This window comes from Nitratireductor sp. OM-1 (assembly GCF_003296175.1).
GTDB lineage: Bacteria > Pseudomonadota > Alphaproteobacteria > Rhizobiales > Rhizobiaceae > Nitratireductor > Nitratireductor aquimarinus.
Genome location: NZ_CP029208.1, coordinates 2,343,007 through 2,359,149, shown reverse-complemented (window position 1 = coordinate 2,359,149; position 16,143 = coordinate 2,343,007). Strand labels below are relative to the sequence as shown.

Annotated in this window: 18 protein-coding genes and 1 pseudogene; 1 reads left to right on the top strand and 18 read right to left on the bottom strand. The window is 61.0% G+C overall.

Features of this window, described 5'->3' with window-relative positions; genetic code table 11:
* Positions 1-65 precede the first annotated feature (65 nt).
* The 18 genes and pseudogenes from DEJ54_RS11105 to DEJ54_RS11020 all read right to left on the bottom strand — a co-directional run bounded on the left by DEJ54_RS11105 (position 66) and on the right by DEJ54_RS11020 (position 13,572).
* Entirely contained in the window at positions 66-1,310 is a 1,245-nt protein-coding gene (locus DEJ54_RS11105) for a bifunctional alpha/beta hydrolase/OsmC family protein (protein WP_113154618.1), read from the bottom strand.
* A gap of 103 nt (positions 1,311-1,413) precedes the next feature.
* Positions 1,414-1,890, bottom strand: a complete 477-nt coding sequence (locus DEJ54_RS11100) for a cytochrome c-type biogenesis protein (protein ID WP_162742258.1) — start codon at positions 1,888-1,890, stop codon at positions 1,414-1,416.
* Complete coding sequence (locus DEJ54_RS11095) at positions 1,887-3,875, bottom strand: heme lyase CcmF/NrfE family subunit (RefSeq protein ID WP_113154617.1); 1,989 nt, start codon at positions 3,873-3,875, stop codon at positions 1,887-1,889. Before DEJ54_RS11095 ends, DEJ54_RS11100 begins: the two co-directional genes overlap by 4 nt.
* Positions 3,876-3,937: 62 nt before the next feature.
* Positions 3,938-4,372 (bottom strand): cytochrome c maturation protein CcmE, encoded by a 435-nt coding sequence (gene ccmE / locus DEJ54_RS11090; protein WP_113154616.1) that lies wholly within the window; start codon positions 4,370-4,372, stop codon positions 3,938-3,940.
* Between the two features lie 7 nt (positions 4,373-4,379).
* Positions 4,380-5,519 (bottom strand): c-type cytochrome biogenesis protein CcmI, encoded by a 1,140-nt coding sequence (gene ccmI, locus DEJ54_RS11085; RefSeq protein ID WP_113154615.1) that lies wholly within the window; start codon positions 5,517-5,519, stop codon positions 4,380-4,382.
* Positions 5,520-5,688: 169 nt separating this feature from the next.
* A complete protein-coding gene (locus DEJ54_RS11080) occupies positions 5,689-6,126 on the bottom strand; it encodes an RT0821/Lpp0805 family surface protein (protein WP_204360793.1) in 438 nt (145 codons plus the stop codon).
* 98 nt (positions 6,127-6,224) lie between these two features.
* Complete coding sequence (locus DEJ54_RS11075) at positions 6,225-7,631, bottom strand: sensor histidine kinase (protein ID WP_113154613.1); 1,407 nt, start codon at positions 7,629-7,631, stop codon at positions 6,225-6,227.
* 9 nt (positions 7,632-7,640) lie between these two features.
* Entirely contained in the window at positions 7,641-8,312 is a 672-nt protein-coding gene (locus tag DEJ54_RS11070; protein ID WP_113154612.1) for a response regulator transcription factor, read from the bottom strand.
* Positions 8,313-8,387: 75 nt separating this feature from the next.
* Complete coding sequence (locus DEJ54_RS11065) at positions 8,388-8,654, bottom strand: hypothetical protein (RefSeq protein WP_113156228.1); 267 nt, start codon at positions 8,652-8,654, stop codon at positions 8,388-8,390.
* 106 nt (positions 8,655-8,760) lie between these two features.
* Complete coding sequence (locus DEJ54_RS11060; RefSeq protein WP_113154611.1) at positions 8,761-8,967, bottom strand: hypothetical protein; 207 nt, start codon at positions 8,965-8,967, stop codon at positions 8,761-8,763.
* A gap of 24 nt (positions 8,968-8,991) precedes the next feature.
* Complete coding sequence (locus DEJ54_RS23360; protein WP_204360913.1) at positions 8,992-9,150, bottom strand: hypothetical protein; 159 nt, start codon at positions 9,148-9,150, stop codon at positions 8,992-8,994.
* Positions 9,151-9,304: 154 nt separating this feature from the next.
* Positions 9,305-9,736: a transposase gene (locus DEJ54_RS23725; protein WP_343225746.1), complete on the bottom strand. Its 432-nt coding sequence runs from the start codon at positions 9,734-9,736 to the stop codon at positions 9,305-9,307.
* Between the two features lie 99 nt (positions 9,737-9,835).
* A complete protein-coding gene (locus DEJ54_RS23720; protein WP_343234507.1) occupies positions 9,836-10,309 on the bottom strand; it encodes a hypothetical protein in 474 nt (157 codons plus the stop codon).
* A gap of 27 nt (positions 10,310-10,336) precedes the next feature.
* Entirely contained in the window at positions 10,337-10,696 is a 360-nt protein-coding gene (locus DEJ54_RS11045; RefSeq protein ID WP_113156227.1) for a DUF6107 family protein, read from the bottom strand.
* 568 nt (positions 10,697-11,264) lie between these two features.
* Positions 11,265-11,546: a hypothetical protein gene (locus DEJ54_RS11035; protein ID WP_162742257.1), complete on the bottom strand. Its 282-nt coding sequence runs from the start codon at positions 11,544-11,546 to the stop codon at positions 11,265-11,267.
* 365 nt (positions 11,547-11,911) lie between these two features.
* Positions 11,912-12,367, bottom strand: a complete 456-nt coding sequence (locus DEJ54_RS11030) for a hypothetical protein (protein ID WP_113154608.1) — start codon at positions 12,365-12,367, stop codon at positions 11,912-11,914.
* A pseudogene (locus tag DEJ54_RS11025) lies at positions 12,348-12,872 on the bottom strand (phage portal protein); the annotation flags it as partial. The gene DEJ54_RS11030 and the pseudogene DEJ54_RS11025, both read right to left, overlap by 20 nt.
* Positions 12,873-13,098: 226 nt before the next feature.
* The gene (locus DEJ54_RS11020; RefSeq protein ID WP_245447505.1) at positions 13,099-13,572 is read right to left on the bottom strand and encodes a hypothetical protein; all 474 of its coding nucleotides are present in this window, start codon (positions 13,570-13,572) and stop codon (positions 13,099-13,101) included.
* Positions 13,573-13,916: 344 nt separating this feature from the next.
* On the opposite strand from DEJ54_RS11020, the gene DEJ54_RS11015 reads away from it, so the two are divergent.
* Positions 13,917-16,064, top strand: a complete 2,148-nt coding sequence (locus DEJ54_RS11015) for a transglycosylase domain-containing protein (RefSeq protein WP_113154606.1) — start codon at positions 13,917-13,919, stop codon at positions 16,062-16,064.
* Positions 16,065-16,143: the final 79 nt, after the last annotated feature.

The window sequence follows — 16,143 nt, the reverse complement described above, 5'->3', positions numbered from 1 at the left end:
AGATAGTGACCCAAACATTACAGCGCCATTTCCAGCCGATGAATTTTTGGTAATGTTCGCTGCACCTACTCAGTCATGCTTTCACCCTCGCGGACACGCGTATGCACGTGTGCGACGCTCTCCAGGGTCCGGTGAACCGGGCATTTCCCGGCAATCTCTATCAGCTTGTCGCGCAGCTCTTCCGAAATGTCTCCCTCCACATCGATGACCCGTTCAAACCGGTCTATCTTCCCCTGCGCCTTCAGCGCTTCGGAACAGTCAGCGCAATCTTTGGAGTGAATCTTCGCATGCGAGACGTCCACATTGATCCGGCCGAGTGAGAGTTTCTTGCGGTCTGCATACATGCGCAGCGTCATGGTCGTGCAGGCGCCAAGTGCGATGGAGAGGAAGTCGTAGGGCGACGGTCCGCTGTCCATCCCGCCATAGCTTTCCGGCTCATCGGCAAACAGCCGATGGCGACCCGCCTGCACTGCATTCTGAAATTTCCCCTGCCCCGACTCCATGACACGGACATGCTCGATGGGCGCCTCGCCCTGCGGCTCATCGCCGGAGATGTAGCGCAAAAGCCAGCCGGTCATGACGCTTGCGGCAAACGCGGCATCCTCTTGCCCCGTCAGAAGATGATCGCCGCTGTCCAGCGATACGAAGCTCTTGGGGTGTTTGGCAGCGAGGAAGATCTGCGTGGCGTTCTCGATGCCGACGATCTCATCCAGCGGCGCATGCATGACCAGAAGCGGCTTGTGCATCGCAGCCACGGCATCAAGCAGGGCATGCGAGCGCACATCCTCGACAAACTGATGCTGAACGCGGAACGGGCGGCCGCCGAGGGTGACATCGACCTCGCCTTCCGCCTCGATGCTCTCCGGCGATGCCCCGAGATGCCTGAGAACATGCGCCGTGTCGGAAGGTGCGCCAATGGTGACGACCGCCTTGACGGAAGGAAGACGCGCCGCAATCGAAAGCACGGCAGCGCCGCCAAGCGAATGCCCGATCAGGACGCTTGGCGCTTCATAATGCTCTTTCAGGAATTCGGCAGCGCTTAGAAGGTCACCGAGATTGGTCGAGAAGTTTGTGGAGGCAAATTCGCCCTCGCTCGATCCGAGCCCGGTAAAATCGAACCGCAGGACGGCAATGCCACTGCGCGCCAGATCGGCGGCAATCCGGCGCGCCGCCAGCAAATCCTTGGAGCAGGTAAAACAGTGGGCAAACAGCGCATAGGCGCGAACCGGGCCGTTGGGCAGATCGAGACGCGCGGCCAGTTCAGCCCCTGAATGGCCGGGGAAAGCGAGCTTGAGTGTTTTCGCGGTCATGCGTCTGCCTTTTGCGTGTGCCTCAACGGATGGTTTCAGGCCGAAGCCAGAGGCTCAAGCTATGGTGAAACGCCCGCAACGCAATGGTTGACGCAGCGAAAACTCAATCACGCTCGTTCAAGATTCGGTCAAGCCGCTCTTTCTCCTCGGCGCTCAGCGCCTGCTGACCCGCGCTGGCCCCGCGACGGCGGGCATTCGCATAAATGATCGCACCGCCGATCAGCAGCAGGAGAAACGGTGCGCCCCAAAGGAGCGCATTGCGATAGCTGAAGCGCGGTTTGAGAAGAACGAACTCGCCATACCGGTCGACCACATAGTCGAGCACTTCCTCATTGCTGTCGCCCGCCTGAAGACGATCACGAACCAGAACGCGCAGATCACGCGCCAGTTCGGCATCGGAATCGTCAATCGACTGATTCTGACAGACCATGCACCGCAGTTCGGTCGACAGATCGCGGGCGCGCGCTTCCAGTGCCGGATCTTCCAGCACCTCGTCGGGCTGCACAGCCGCCACCGGCTGCAGCGACAGGAAGAGTGCGGCCGCAGACACGGCCAGAAGGCTGACTGGCTTGCGCATCATGCCTGCCCGCCCTGCGCCAGCGCGGTTTTCTTGCGGGGCATCGGGGCTCCGATCCGCAGCCTGCGATCAAGCAGCGACACCGTGCCGCCAATCATCATCACGAGCGCGCCAAGCCAGATGAGCGTCACCATCGGCTTCCACCAGATCCGCACGACAATCTTGCCGTTGGGCGTCTGGTCGCCAAGCGAAACATAGAGCTGGCTCACGCCGAGCGTGCGGATGCCCGCCTCCGTGGTCGGCATCTGACGCGCCGTGTAGAAGCGTTTCGACGAAACGATTTCGCCAAGCTGCCTGCCGGTCACGCGCGTCAGAACGAAGCGCGCCTGATCCTCGGTGTAGTTCGGTCCGGTGAAGGGCCTGAAACTGTCGAAGCGCAGATTGTAGCCGTGGATTTCCACGACCTCGCCCGGCTCCATGGCGACGATCCGTTCCGTCTCCAGCGTGGTTACCGCCACGATGCCGATGGTGGTGAGGCCAAGCCCCGCATGGGCAAGCGCCGTGCCGAACACCGAACGCGGCAGCCCCTTGAAGCGACTGAAGGCAACCGAAGGCGCAACCTTGCCGAGACCGGACTTGATAACGAGATCGGTCATTGCCCCCAGCACAAGCCACGCGCCAAGGCCGATGCCCAGCGCAGCCAGAACCGAAGTGCGATCCACCAGAACCAGCGCCATAAGTGCAACCGCCAGCGCCCCGCCAAAGGCCCAGATGAGCCGCTGCGAGACCGCCCAGAGATCACCACGCTTCCAGGCAAGCAGCGGGCCGAAGGGCACGATTGCAAGCAGCGGAAGGATGAGCGGCCCGAATGTCAGGTTGAAGAAGGGCGCGCCGACCGAGATCTTGTCACCTGTCACCGCCTCCACCAGAAGCGGATAGAGCGTGCCGATCAGGACCGTGGCCGTCGCCGTGGTCAGGATCAGATTGTTGAGAACGAGCGCCCCTTCGCGCGACACGGGCTGAAAGAGCCCGCCCGACGTCAGCGTCGCCGCGCGCCATGCAAAGAGCGCCAGCGACCCGCCGATGAACAGGACAAGGATGCCCAGAATGAACACGCCGCGCGCAGGATCTGTCGCGAAGGCGTGGACGGACGTCAGCACGCCGGAGCGCACGAGGAACGTCCCCAGCAGCGAAAGCGAGAAGGTCAGGATCGCCAGCAGCACGGTCCAGATCTTGAGCGCGGAGCGTTTCTCCATCACCAGCGCGGAATGCAATAGCGCGGTGCCGCCCAGCCAGGGCAGAAGCGAAGCGTTTTCCACCGGATCCCAGAACCAGAAGCCGCCCCAGCCCAGCTCGTAATAGGCCCAGTAGGAGCCCATGGCGATGCCGCCCGTCAGGAAGGTCCAGGCGGCCAGCGTCCAGGGACGCACCCAGCGCGCCCAGGCCGCATCGAGCCGGCCTTCGATCAGCGCCGCAATGGCGAAGGAAAAGGCAATCGAGAAGCCCACATAGCCGAGATAGAGAAGCGGCGGATGGATGGCGAGCCCGATGTCCTGAAGGATGGGGTTGAGGTCACGGCCTTCAATCGGCGCCGGATCAAGCCGCGCAAACGGATTCGACGTCGCCAGAATGAAAATGATGAATGCGCAGCTGATCGCCCCCTGCACGCCAAGAACATTGGCCCGCAGCGAAAGCGGCAGGTTGCGGCCGAAGAATGCCACCAGCGCACCGAAGAACACGAGGATCAGAACCCATAACAGCATGGAGCCTTCATGGTTGCCCCAGGTGCCGGTGATCTTGAACAGCATCGGCTTGGCCGAATGCGAGTTCTCCCACACATTCAGCACCGAGAAATCCGACTGGATATAGGCCGAGGTCAGCGCCATGAAGGACAACGCGACCAGCATGAAGCTGGTGATCGCCGCAGGCTCCGCGACCCGCATCAGCGTTTCGTTCCTGAGCTGCGCGCCAATGATCGGCACCGACATCTGGACGAGCGCCAAAGCAAAGGCCAGGACAAGGGCGAAATGACCGAGTTCGATGCTCATTATCCGGTACGCTCCAATCAAGCCGTCTGCGGAGAAACTTCAGTGTAAAGGATCAGCCGCGTTCAATCTTCTTTCCAGACGCCCTTTTCCTTCAGGCTGTCTGCAACTTCCCGCGGCATGTAATTCTCATCGTGCTTGGCAAGCACCGTATCAGCAACGAAGTTGCGGTTCTGATCGAAGGCGCCTTCGGTCACAACCCCCTGCTCTTCGCGGAAGAGGTCCGGAAGAATGCCGGAATACTGCACCGCCACGGATTCGGTTCCATCCGTGACCGCAAAACGCACATATGTGTCGTCGCCGCGCTGAATGGAGCCCTTCTCCACAAGACCGCCCAGACGTATGCGCTGACCCGCCGCAACCGGCCGTTCTTCAAGGTCGCCCGGCATATAGAAATACGACGTCTGCTCGCCCAGCGCATAGAGTGTGAGCCCTGTCGCGAGCCCCAGAAAACCGATTGCGCCTGCGATGACGGCCAGTCTTTTCTGTTTCCGTGTCACGTCACACCTACTCGCTTTTGATGCCGAGACTATCGGCGAAGGCTTTCAATTCCTGGCTCTCGGGCGCATCGGCCCCAAGGGCTGCCACAGCTCGCTCCAGGGCGGCCTTTGCGTCGTCCGGACGCTTCAGCACGATGTATGAACGAATGAGACGCTGCCATCCATCCATGTCATCCGGGTTTTCCTGCAGCTTGGCGTCGAGGCTCGCAACCATGCCTTCGATCATGTCCTGACGATCAGCCTGGGAGAGTTCGGCTGCCGCAGCCACATCCTCATCGCTTGGACCCGTTGGCGCGGTTTCTGCGGCTGCCACCGATGTGTCACCCGAGCTCAGCAGCGCCTGCCGCGCCGCCACGCGCCACGGCGATTCTCCCGGCAGGTCAGCCAGCATCTCACGCCACATCGCCTGGGCATCTTCGGTTTCGCCATCCTGCGCCAGCGCCAGTCCGAGGAAGAAACGCGCCCTCGGCTCCTTCGGGTCAAGCGCAATGGCGGCATTGAAGGCCTCTTCGGCCTCCGCCGTCACCATGCCCTGTGCGCCGCCGACAATCGCCTCGCCCAGCGCAGACTGCATCTCTGCACTGTCGCCGGATATGCGCATGATATTGCGCAACGCGGTCTGTGCATCGCCGAAGCGGCCGATCCGCATATAGACCGGAGCCAGAACCTGCCAGCCGCGCGCATCGTCGGGGTTTTCGGCCAGATGGGCTTCCGCCCGCGCCACCAGCTCATCAATCGGGGCATTGGCTGGCTCTTCGGTTGCACGCGCATGAAAGGGCTGCGCCGGCATGTTGGGCGAGCCGGTAAACACGTAGAGCCCCCAACTGACGAGCGGTACGGCCAGAACCGCAATCGCAGCCGTCAGCTGCGTCACGCGTCGACTGGCGTTTCGCTTGCCGGCCTGGCTGTCGGCCGCTTCGGATGCCTTGAGGATGCGCCGGCCGATTTCGGCACGCGCCTGCTCGGCCTCCTGCGGTCCGATGAGACCGCGCTCGGCATCGCGCTCGACTTCATCGAGCTGGTCTCGATAGACCTCGATATCATGAGCGGGGGCATCGTCTGCCTGCCCGTTGCGCACGGCAAAGGGCCGCAATACGGCGAAAGCGGCGACGAAGGTCAAAAAGGCTGCAAGGATCCAGAACAACATGAGCCCTAAATAGCGGTCGGCAAACCCGCTGCCAACTCGATACGCCTGCGGCCATTTGGCAAGTCACGGTTGCGCTGTGCAAACATCTCGCACACACGCCTAAAATGCCAGACGTTCAGAAACCGGCACAACCGGTCAGTCAGGCCATTTGCGCTGTCTTGTCAATGTGTTAGCCGAGCAACATCCAGCTGCCATCCTCGTTGCGGCAAGCAGTTCCGCGCGCCTCGCGCGGCCCGCCATTGACCTGAATGACATGGGTATACTGCCGGCAGTCCTGCGAACCGACGCGGTAAGGCTGCGCCGGGCGCACTGTTCCCGCCCGTCCGGACGAGGCATCCTGCCACGAGACATCCTGACCGGCAGGCGTATTTTCAAGCGCCTTGTACTCGGCCTCGATGGCAAGCCGCTTCTGCCGTCGCGACAGGGCGTCACCAAGTTCACCGCCGACGAGCCCGCCGCCCTCCATGCCAAGAATGGCAGAGCTGTCCGCAGGCGTCTGCGTCGCCGCGAACTGATTGGGCTCAAGCTGCGAGCCGGACATGTTGCTGCTGAGGCAGCCCGACAAAACTGCGGAGAACGCTACAGCGAAGATTGGCGCGAGTTTCATTGATCTCGATGATCCCCTGAGACACACTCATCGTTTACGAGCCCCTGATTAGGGCATCGATTTGGCCTAATTTGGACGATCTTCCTTAACAAGCAATTCTATGCTTCGGCCCGTGGCAGCGTAACGACAGCTTTCAGCCCACCAAGAACAGACCGCTCCAGCGCAAGCGTGCCTCCGTATTCTTCCACCAGGTCGGCAACAATCGCAAGGCCCAGCCCTGTTCCCGGCTTGGTTTCATCGAGCCGGCGACCGCGTTTTACTGCGTCGCGCGCCTGCTCTTCGGGAATTCCGGGCCCGTCATCTTCGATCACGATGCGCAGGCCCCGCCCCTCGCCCGGCTCGCCCCATTCTTCAAGGGTCAGCGCGACCTGGCCTGCGGCCCACTTCATCGCATTTTCCATCAGATTGCCGTTGATCTCCTCCAGGTCCTCCCGCTCGCCGGCAAAGACCAGCACCTCGTCGGGCAGTTCCACCTGCAGATCAATGGACGGATTGAGCTTGCTCATCACCCGCGCCATCCGCTCCAGAGAAGCCTGCACCGGTGTCCGAAACACAAGGCTGTCGCGCTGTGCTGCAGCACGCGCACGCTGGAGATAGTGGTCAAGCTGCTGTTGCAGCGCCTTGGCCTGTGCGGTGATCAGCTTGCCGCGCTCGCCGCCCACCGCATCGCCTTCATTCATAAGCACGGCAAGCGGCGTCTTCAGCGAATGCGCCAGATTGCCCACCTGTTTGCGTGAACGTTCGACAATGCGTCTGTTGTTGTCGATCAGCGCATTGGTCTCATCCGCAAGCGCCTCGATCTCCGTGGGGAATGGCCCGGCCAGCCGCTGCGCCGTTCCCGCCCTGATGTCGGAAAGCGCCTGCTGCACGCGGTTCAACGGGCGCAGACCGTAAAGAATGGCGAAGACATTGATCGCCACCATGCCAACGCCGAAAAGCGCGAGATAGCCATAGAGCGTGCGAATGAAGCGGCTGATTTCGTCTTCCAGCTCGCTGCGGTTGCCCATCACGCGAAAGCGCGCAACCTGCCCCTGATCGCCCACCACCAGCTCGGCCTCAACCACCTGGATCGTGTCGCCACCGGGGCCGGTCGCCTTGTAATTGCGTTGAAAGCCCGCATTGAACGGCACCCTGGACGCGTCTGGCGAAGGGATCGGCGTCGCCATGGACGGCGAGCGCAGTGCCCGCCCCAGATCATCCGTCACCGGCTCAACTGCCCAGTACCAGCCCGACTGCGGCTGCAGAAAGCGTAGATCATCGAGGTTCGGATTGCCCTGCAACCCGCCATCCTCGGCCACGCCGACAGAACCGATCACATTGTTCAGATAGGCTGACAGAACGCTGTCAAACCCCCGTTCCGAGACCTGTCGGAACAGCGCCGAGATGATGGTGGCGATCACCACCAGCGCTATGATTGCCCAGAAAGAGGAAAACGCGATCACCCGCACCGCAAGCGAGCGGGACAGGATGCGCCTCAGATAGGATTGCTTGTTATGGTCAGCCATCGGGGCGGCCTAACCGGCCCCCGGCTCGCGCAGACGATATCCCATGCCACGCACGGTTTCGATCAGATCCACATTGCCAAGCTTCTTGCGCAACCGTCCGACAAACACTTCGATCGTATTGGAATCCCTGTCGAAATCCTGGTCGTACAGATGCTCGACCAGTTCCGTGCGCGAAACCACCGTGTCCTTGTGGTGCATGAGATAGGCCAGCAGCCGGTACTCATGCGACGTCAGCTTCAGCGGAACGCCCCCCACATCCGCCTTCGAGGCTTTCGTATCAAGGCGGACCGGACCACAGCGCAGTTCAGACGATGCATGACCCGCCGCGCGCCGGATCAGCGCGCGCAGCCGCGCGAGGACTTCCTCAATGTGAAATGGCTTGGTGACATAATCGTCAGCACCCGCGTCGATACCGGCAACCTTGTCGCTCCAGCGGTCACGCGCCGTCAGGATCAGGACCGGCATCTTGCGCTCGTCCTGACGCCAGCGCTCCAGAACGCTGATGCCGTCCATCTGCGGCAATCCGATATCAAGAACCACCGCATCATAGGGCTCGGTGTCTCCGAGGAAATGCCCTTCCTCGCCATCGAACGCCTTGTCGACCACATAGCCGGCATCGGTCAGTGCTTCGCAGATCTGCCGGTTAAGGTCCTTGTCGTCTTCGACAACCAGAATGCGCATCAGCCCCTCGACTTGTCCTGTTTCACGTCATTCAATGGCCACGCACGGGCAAACGCCTCGCCCGGGCGCGCGGCATCAATTGGCCGGCACCACGAACTCGGCGCGTTTCGGGCGTTCCCCGTTACCACCGGGAATGACCACGACCACCCTGCAGACGGTCTTTCCACCCTGGTCTTCGGCTGTTGCCTGAACCAGTTGCCCGCCATTCTGGGCCGCAACCCGTGAACCGACGGAGTAGCAATCGACGCCCGACTGGGCGGCGGCTGCGGACGGCCAGATCAGCACCGGCAAAAGCGCCAGAGCGACCAGCAAGAAGGGTTTATTTGCACGATGCCAGAACATGCATCCGGTGTAGCCCATACAGCCTGAATAGGAAATGAACGGCTGTGTTATTTTACGGGGCGCTGGGTTTGCGAAGGCGGGTCATTGCCCGCCTTCGCAACTCTTTCTAGGCAATCGTGCTGCGGGCATGAACCCTGCCGAAAATGGCGACCAGCCCAGAAATGGCAGTGATGGCCTGCAACAGCCCTTCAGACACGGCCGAACTGTCGATCTCGCCGACCGGATAGCCGAGCACACTCGCCGCCGTCGCCGCAATCGTGACCACAGACGCCCAGATGGTGCGCGAGAGGTACCATGGTTTGCTTCTGATCATCGTCTTCCTTCCCTTGTTGAATGGTCAAACGGTCACTGCAATGCTGGCCGGGTTTCCCGGTCCGGCCTGAGCGCTGACCTGGCGCACGGTGAAATGGATCGGCCCCGCAGCACCCGGAAAATCGGCAGCCCTCTGCGCCGCCTCATAAACCCACTCGGCTGCCGCTGAGGAAACACTGCGCACCACCGCGTCGCGGCCAAGATCGACCCGCCCGAACAGGCTCGCGTAGCCCGAAAAGGTTCCGTCCGCCTACATCGTTTCGATGTTAAGCCCGGCATATTTGTGCTCGTCGGGTATCGGCACGCTCTTTGCGTGCATCGTCTAGAGGAGATTTGACTTAATCCGGGTCATATCCGGCTGCCTCGAAATAGTGTTGGAATTCCTCGGCTGTGAAGGCGGGTAGGCAGTCTGCAACGACGGACCCGTCGTGGACTGTTCTGGCGGCGGCCTTTCTGAGCAGTGCCTTGAGCTTGGAGAAGGCCATTTCTATCGGATTGAAGTCGGGCGAGTAGGGCGACCGGAACAGGAGCCGCGCTCCGACCTTCTCCATGGCCTCGCGCGCATCGCTGACCTTGTGGGCCGGCAAATTGTCCATGACCACGACATCGCCGGAGCGAAGCTCTGGCGCGAGAACCTGCTCAGCATAGGCCAGGAAGGCTGCACCGTTCACCGGACCGCCGAGCAGCACCGGCGCCGCCATGCCGGGCAGTCGCAGGCCGGCGGTGAAGGTGGTCGTCTTCCAATGGCCATGGGAACGGCCGCTCGGCATCGCTCGCCGCAAGGCTCGCGCCCTCGCAGTCTGGCCATCTTGGTGGATGCCGCGGTCTCATCGATGATGATCAGCTTCTAGGGATTGAGATCAAGCTGACTATCGAACCAGACTATGCGGCGGCGAAGAATGTCCGCGCGCTGCTGCTCTGAGGCATGCGCCGTCTTTTTTATACGTGATACCGCGCCGGTCGAGAAACAGCCACGCCGTCGAGGTCGCAGCCTCTACGCCGCGTTCGGCCGCAAGGCGCTCCCGGATCTCAGCAAGGGTGATGTCCGGCACCTCCTCGATGAGCCCCAGAATGAAGGCCTCGTGCGCATCGAGCTTCGAATGAGACGGCTGGCCCTGCTTGCGCGCCTCGGTCTCGCCGGTCTCGCGATAGCGACGATACCCCTCCCCGCCGTCGAGATTCCGATGCTGAAGCGCCGTGCCGCCTCTCGAGTCGAAACCCTGCCCTCGATCGGCGCAACCACCCGACCGCGAAGGTCGCCGCTCAGGCTTCTTGTCATCTTCACCTCCTCCCAAACCACCCACAGCAGTGAACCCGACAAGGCCGTCCGCGTGAATTCCCAAATCGACTCTGTGTTCATCAAAGATGCTCTAGCGTCCTTTCTGTTCGCGAAGACGATCATGCCTCTCCTGCGGCAGCGCCCCGACCGGGCGCGCATGGAGATAACGCAGCGCCAGACCGATGGCGCTCCACGCGCAGAGGCTTGCCACCGCCGCGCCCATCAGCATGGTTTCCGCCGCTCCCAGCCGCTCCGTCAGTTCCAGGATCTCGGTGAGTTTCAAGCCTGTCGCCCCGCCGAAAACCATCCCGCACGCCACGCCAACCGCGAAGCGGATCGCCGCATCACGCCGGTGGCTCGGCAGGATATAGGCAAGCGAAATCGCGGAGCCGGCCACAGCGCCAGCCCCCTTTGCGAGCCATATCCAGCCCGCATGGGTCATGTCGGTCATCAGAAAATCCTCGTTCGGGATCTTGTTCAAATGTCCGGGCTCAAATGCCCGGCCGCCTACCCGGCCTCCAAACGCCAGGCGCCGCTCATGGTGAGCCTGTCGCCGAGATCATCAAACAGGCGCTAAAGCAGTCTTCTTTCAAAGCAAAGCAGGCGCTCCCGGTGCTCACGCTTGGCGACAGCCTTCGCCGGATATCGATACAGTTCCGCCTCACTGCCGGTATCCGGGTTGCGGTAGATCACACCATCTCCACTTTTGGCATTGCGCTCAAATCTGTACCCGTTTCGAAAGAGCTCTTTCAGCAACCACCTGCGTCCCCAGAGAGGATTAACATGGGGAACCGCCCCACGGGTGAGCTCCTGAAATCGATCACGCGCCTGTCGAGCAACAGCTTCGAAATGAAGTATTTCACCGTGTATGGTGGACGTAGCGCTTGTCGATCCGCGCCGCCCACCCGGCTCCACAGCGCCTCCCGATCATCGCCGGAAAGTTCCATTGCGAGTTTCATCCCTTCAGCCAGGCGGCAAAAACCTCGGGAACTTCCATCACTCACCTCGTCATCGCCAATCTACCCGGCACGCAGTGCCTCAAGGAGCTCCCGATAAAAAAGCTCCGCATACCCTTTGCGAAGGTAGCAATCAGAGCCCGTTTCTGACCAGATTTTCACCAAATCCTCATCGTTCAGCCCGTCCGCCAGCAACCGTTCGATAAAACCGGATGCAATTTCCTTTTCTTGCGCGGTCAAGGACCGAGCGAGATAGGCTGGCAACTCGTCATCAGATCGAACGACAAGCTCCACATCGGCATGCATATGGCGCGCCATGCGAGTAAAAGCGTCTGGAACAGACACTGTCTTTCTCCCGGCCTTGTTCTGCGGTCCCCGTAAGGGAGGCAATCAAGGCATTGCCCTACGTGTGCCGGAGAAAATACCGCACGAGGCACAAAACCATAGAACTAACGATGAATAAAATTAACAACGAGGCAAAGAACCATGACAAGGCCAATAAAAATAAATTCCCCCACTCTATAAAATCCGATTTCGACACCAAATCAAAAATAAAAATAAAACCAGCCCCAAACCTACAATCAAAACCTTCGTATGAAGCACAATATGAAGACTGAGGATTATGATCTAGTGCTATATAAACAATATAAATAGATATAAAAACCGATATAATAAGGGAAAATATTAAAATTTTCCCAAAAGAAATATTCCTACAAATCCCACCACGGTTCTTCTTCATAGATTTTCTGAACACGAGCCCCATAACCTGAAACCTGCTCTGCTGAAAGATTGTTGTACAGCGTTGCTACCTTTGCAACCGTAGGCTCTTTCACCCGCTCTGATATACGCTTCAGCAAAGTCACTCCGGCTCGAATATTGGTCGCCGGAACCTGTAGATCTTCCCGACTCCAGCCAAAGCCCGACCAATATGACACATGGACATTCATCGGCAAAACCGTCTTGGGCCGAGGGTGCAGCCGATCATAGTACCCATGCGTGGTCTCCATGTAGACGATGGCCATCACCAATCGATGATCGACATCTTGTGCCGACGCCTCCTTCAGAATGTCCACGGCATGCTCAAACACCTCGTTCATCTCATGGAGTTCGTAGATTGGTTTGCTGCCGTTTGCTTCTGAGTTCGCCTCACTCGCCACGCGGGCCATAGCCCACGGCCCGGCGTTTTTCCTCGTCGCTCAGGAAGTCGGCTGCGCCCACCCGGCTCCACAGCGCCTCGCGCTCGGCGGCCAGCCCCTCGATGCCGTCCGCGTCGTACCAGAGCCGCACGCCAGCGCCGAACACCGGCTGGAGCCAGGCGGAGAACTCCTTCGCCACCCGCCCCACAAGCGGCAGCACGGTCAGACGGTAAAAGGCCCGGTTCGCCTCCTGATAATTGGCATAGGTGTTGTCCCCGGGAATGCCAAGCAGCATGGGCGGCACGCCGAGCGCCAGCGCGATGTCGCGGGCAGCCCCATTCTTCGCCGCCATGAAGTCCATGTCGCGCGGCGAAAGGCTCATCGCCCTCCAGTCGAGCCCGCCTTCCAGAAGCAGCGGTCGTCCGGCGCGCGCGGCGCCCGCATAGCCCTGCTCCAGCTCCACATTCAGCCGGTCGAACTGGTCGTCGGAAAGGCTCCCGCCCTCTTTCGGCGCATAGACCAGCACACCCGATGGCCCCTCCACCATCACCTCGCGCGCATCGGTCAGCGTCTCACCGATCAACGCCAGCCGCCCATAGCGCCGCCCGCCGGAAAAGGGCGGCAGACCGCGCACCAGCGCATTGACCCATTCAGCCCCCAGCCGGGTCTTGCCCGCGCCGCGCCCGCCCATCACCAGCCAGCTGTCGAAAATCGCGCCAAGCGGATATTGCGCAAGCCGCGCCGAGCCCAGCCATTCCCGCTCAATCGCCAGCGCCAACCGCTTTTGAAGGTTCGCCCGCGCCCAGCCCTCCCGCCAGTTTTTCGGCAAGACCGCGGATGCGTTCGTCGATGCGTTCGAGTGCGGCGGCCATGTCTTCATCGCTTGGAGCTTGCTCTGTATCCGCATCCTGCTCACCGGCGGCGTTCTCACTCATCTTCTCAACCATCTTGAGCATCGAGCCCAGCGCATCGATCCGCGCCTTGTCATAGGCGTCATCGCGCACGCCGCGCTCAATCGTCCGCTCGAGCTCCGTGAAGATCAGCCCCGTCAGAACCTCTGCCCGGTTCCCGCAGGCGCGGGGCTGGACGCCATCCCGCGTCTTCCACCCTTCCGTCTGCGCGCGCTTGCGCAACAGTCTCTCCGAGCGGCCACTGGCCAGCGCCAAGAGCTCAAACGAGGCCGGCGCGCCTTCACAAAGCGCGCGCAGGGCCATCAGATCGGCCGAAACCGTCATGCCCAAGAGACCCTCATGAGATCGCCATCCATTTTCGGAAACAAAAAAGGCGCGCCTTCGCCAGAAGACCCGCCCCGATGCCGCAACTTTGCGACCATGCCTGAAACCTATCAGCGGGCCGTTACGGTGTCAAGAATTTTTTCCTATATTTTGACATAGCCTGCCCCGGCGTTAGCCATCATGCCGGATTTCACTTGCAGAAAACGTTGAAATTCGGCGAAATTTACACAAATTCGCGCTAGGGTGGATATCATAAATGCGTCACACTGCAGGACCATTCTCGGCACATAATCCAATGGCGCGGATGTGATCGGGTTGGCCGCAAATGGCCGGACGGAGGTTGGGTGAATAAGCCGCGCGAAAAACGGCAGACGAAGGCTCCCCGGGCGACCAGACTTCTGGCGCTCGATGCATGGATCGATTCAACGCTCTACGAGGCGGGGTTCAAGCTCGCCGAAATCTGGGAAAGCATAACAATCTTCTCCCGTCGCTTTCGCGTTTACGGTTTCAAACGCGCAACGGTGGAACTGTTTAGCGAAGGCGTCACCCTCGCCGCCGTCGGCTCTGTCGTCATGCTGGGGCTCGCCTTGCCGGCCTTCGAGGAGACCGCCGGAGACTGGCGCGCCCAGGACGATTACGCCGTCACCTTTCTGGACCGCTACGGCAACGAAATCGGACAGCGCGGCATCATCCAGCTCGATTCCGTGCCTGTCGACGAAATGCCCGATCACGTCATCAAGGCCATTCTCGCCACCGAGGATCGCCGCTTCTTCGAGCATTTCGGCATCGACTTCCTGGGGCTTGCCCGCGCCTTCACCGAAAATGTCCGCGCCAATTCCGTCGTTCAGGGCGGCTCCACGCTCACACAGCAGCTTGCCAAGAACCTGTTTCTGACCAATGAGCGCACGCTGGAACGCAAGGTCAAGGAAGCTTTCCTGTCCGTCTGGCTGGAGATGAACCTCTCCAAGTCGGAAATCCTGCAATACTATCTCGACCGCTCCTATCTCGGAGGCGGCACATTCGGCATTTCAGCAGCGGCTGATTTCTATTTCGACAAACAGGTCAAGGATATGAGCCTCGCCGAGGCCGCCATGATTGCCGGCCTCTTCAAGGCTCCGGCCCGCTACGCACCGCATGTCAACCTGCCGGCTGCCCGTGCGCGCGCCAATGAAGTGCTCACCAATATGGTGCAGGCCGGTTTCATGAGCGAAGGGCAGGTCCTGTCGGCCCGCTTGCAGCCGGCCACTGCCGTCGACCGCGATGGCGCGGAAGCCCCCGATTACTTCCTCGACTGGGCGTTCGAGGAGGTCAAACGCGTCATTCCCAATGGCACAACCCATTCGCTCGTCGCCCGCACCACGCTTGACCCGGATCTGCAGAAGGCGGCCGAGGAATCGCTGGAATTCCATCTGCGCCAGTACGGCAAGGATTACGATGTCTCCGAAGGCGCCATCACGCTCATGGACACGAACGGAGCCGTGCGCGCCATCGTCGGCGGACGCGACTATGGCGCAAGCCAGTTCAACCGCGCCACCAAGGCTGAGCGCCAGACCGGCTCGTCCTTCAAGCCCTATGTTTACGCCGTCGCGATGGAAAACGGGTTCGAGCCCGATTCCCTCATTTCAGACGGCCCCATCTCATGGGGCAGCTGGTCACCCCGCAATTACGGGCGCAGCTATGCCGGCCGCGTCACCCTTACGCGCGCCCTCATCAAATCCTACAACACGGTGCCGGTTCGCCTGGCGCGCGATCATCTGGGCATCGACCCGATCATCGCGCTGATCAAGTCATTTGGCATCGAATCCCCGCTCAACGGTCACAAGACCATGGTGCTCGGCACCTCCGGCATGACCACGCTCGATCAGGCCACCGGCTATTCCGTTTTCGCCAATGGCGGCTACGCCGACACCCGGTTTGGCATCTCGCAATTATCGACTCATTCGGCCCGGCTGCTCTACGACCATGGCCGCGATGCCTCACCGCCGCGCCGGGTTCTGTCCGAAAAGGCAGCGGCGTCCATGAACCAGATGCTCATCCTTGTGCCCGAACAGGGCACGGGTCGCCGCGCCGCGCTTCCCATGACGCGCTCAGCCGGCAAGACCGGCACCACCCAGTCCTATCGGGATGGCTGGTATGTGGGCTATACGGGCAATTATGTCGCCGCAGTCTGGCTCGGCAATGACGATTTTCACCCCACGCGCCGCATGACTGGCGGCTCCCTGCCCGCCATGGTCTGGCAGCGCATGATGGCCTTCGCCCACCAGAATGTGGAGATCAAGTCGCTGCCCGGCATCGAAGGCCCCATGCGTATCGAAACAGGCGAAGAGCTGGTCGCCAGCGAAGGCGCGGAGGGCGCCAGCCGCAAGCGCGAAGACCTGCCACTCGCTCTTTCATCGCGCACATCCCGTTTCCTCAGGGAGCTGGCCGGGGACTTCAAAAAAGCTCCGAGCCTCAAAAACCAAAGCGCTCTTGAAACAGTCACCGCCCTGTAATGCCCGGCCCGGCACACTTCAAACCTCTTGAACCTGCGGTTGAAATCAGGCTATCCGGGGCCCTCCGTTTTTTGTCGGG

Coding starts and splice junctions, on each gene's coding strand:
- DEJ54_RS11105 (WP_113154618.1), bottom strand. CDS start 1,310: ATGACCGCGAAAACACTCAAGCTCGCTTTCCCCGGCCATTCAGGGGCT.
- DEJ54_RS11100 (WP_162742258.1), bottom strand. CDS start 1,890: ATGATGCGCAAGCCAGTCAGCCTTCTGGCCGTGTCTGCGGCCGCACTC.
- DEJ54_RS11095 (WP_113154617.1), bottom strand. CDS start 3,875: ATGAGCATCGAACTCGGTCATTTCGCCCTTGTCCTGGCCTTTGCTTTG.
- ccmI (WP_113154615.1), bottom strand. CDS start 5,519: ATGTTGTTCTGGATCCTTGCAGCCTTTTTGACCTTCGTCGCCGCTTTC.
- DEJ54_RS11080 (WP_204360793.1), bottom strand. CDS start 6,126: ATGAAACTCGCGCCAATCTTCGCTGTAGCGTTCTCCGCAGTTTTGTCG.
- DEJ54_RS11075 (WP_113154613.1), bottom strand. CDS start 7,631: ATGGCTGACCATAACAAGCAATCCTATCTGAGGCGCATCCTGTCCCGC.
- DEJ54_RS11070 (WP_113154612.1), bottom strand. CDS start 8,312: ATGCGCATTCTGGTTGTCGAAGACGACAAGGACCTTAACCGGCAGATC.
- DEJ54_RS11065 (WP_113156228.1), bottom strand. CDS start 8,654: ATGTTCTGGCATCGTGCAAATAAACCCTTCTTGCTGGTCGCTCTGGCG.
- DEJ54_RS11060 (WP_113154611.1), bottom strand. CDS start 8,967: ATGATCAGAAGCAAACCATGGTACCTCTCGCGCACCATCTGGGCGTCT.
- DEJ54_RS23725 (WP_343225746.1), bottom strand. CDS start 9,736: ATGCCGAGCGGCCGTTCCCATGGCCATTGGAAGACGACCACCTTCACC.
- DEJ54_RS11045 (WP_113156227.1), bottom strand. CDS start 10,696: ATGACCGACATGACCCATGCGGGCTGGATATGGCTCGCAAAGGGGGCT.
- DEJ54_RS11030 (WP_113154608.1), bottom strand. CDS start 12,367: ATGGCCCGCGTGGCGAGTGAGGCGAACTCAGAAGCAAACGGCAGCAAA.
- DEJ54_RS11020 (WP_245447505.1), bottom strand. CDS start 13,572: ATGACGGTTTCGGCCGATCTGATGGCCCTGCGCGCGCTTTGTGAAGGC.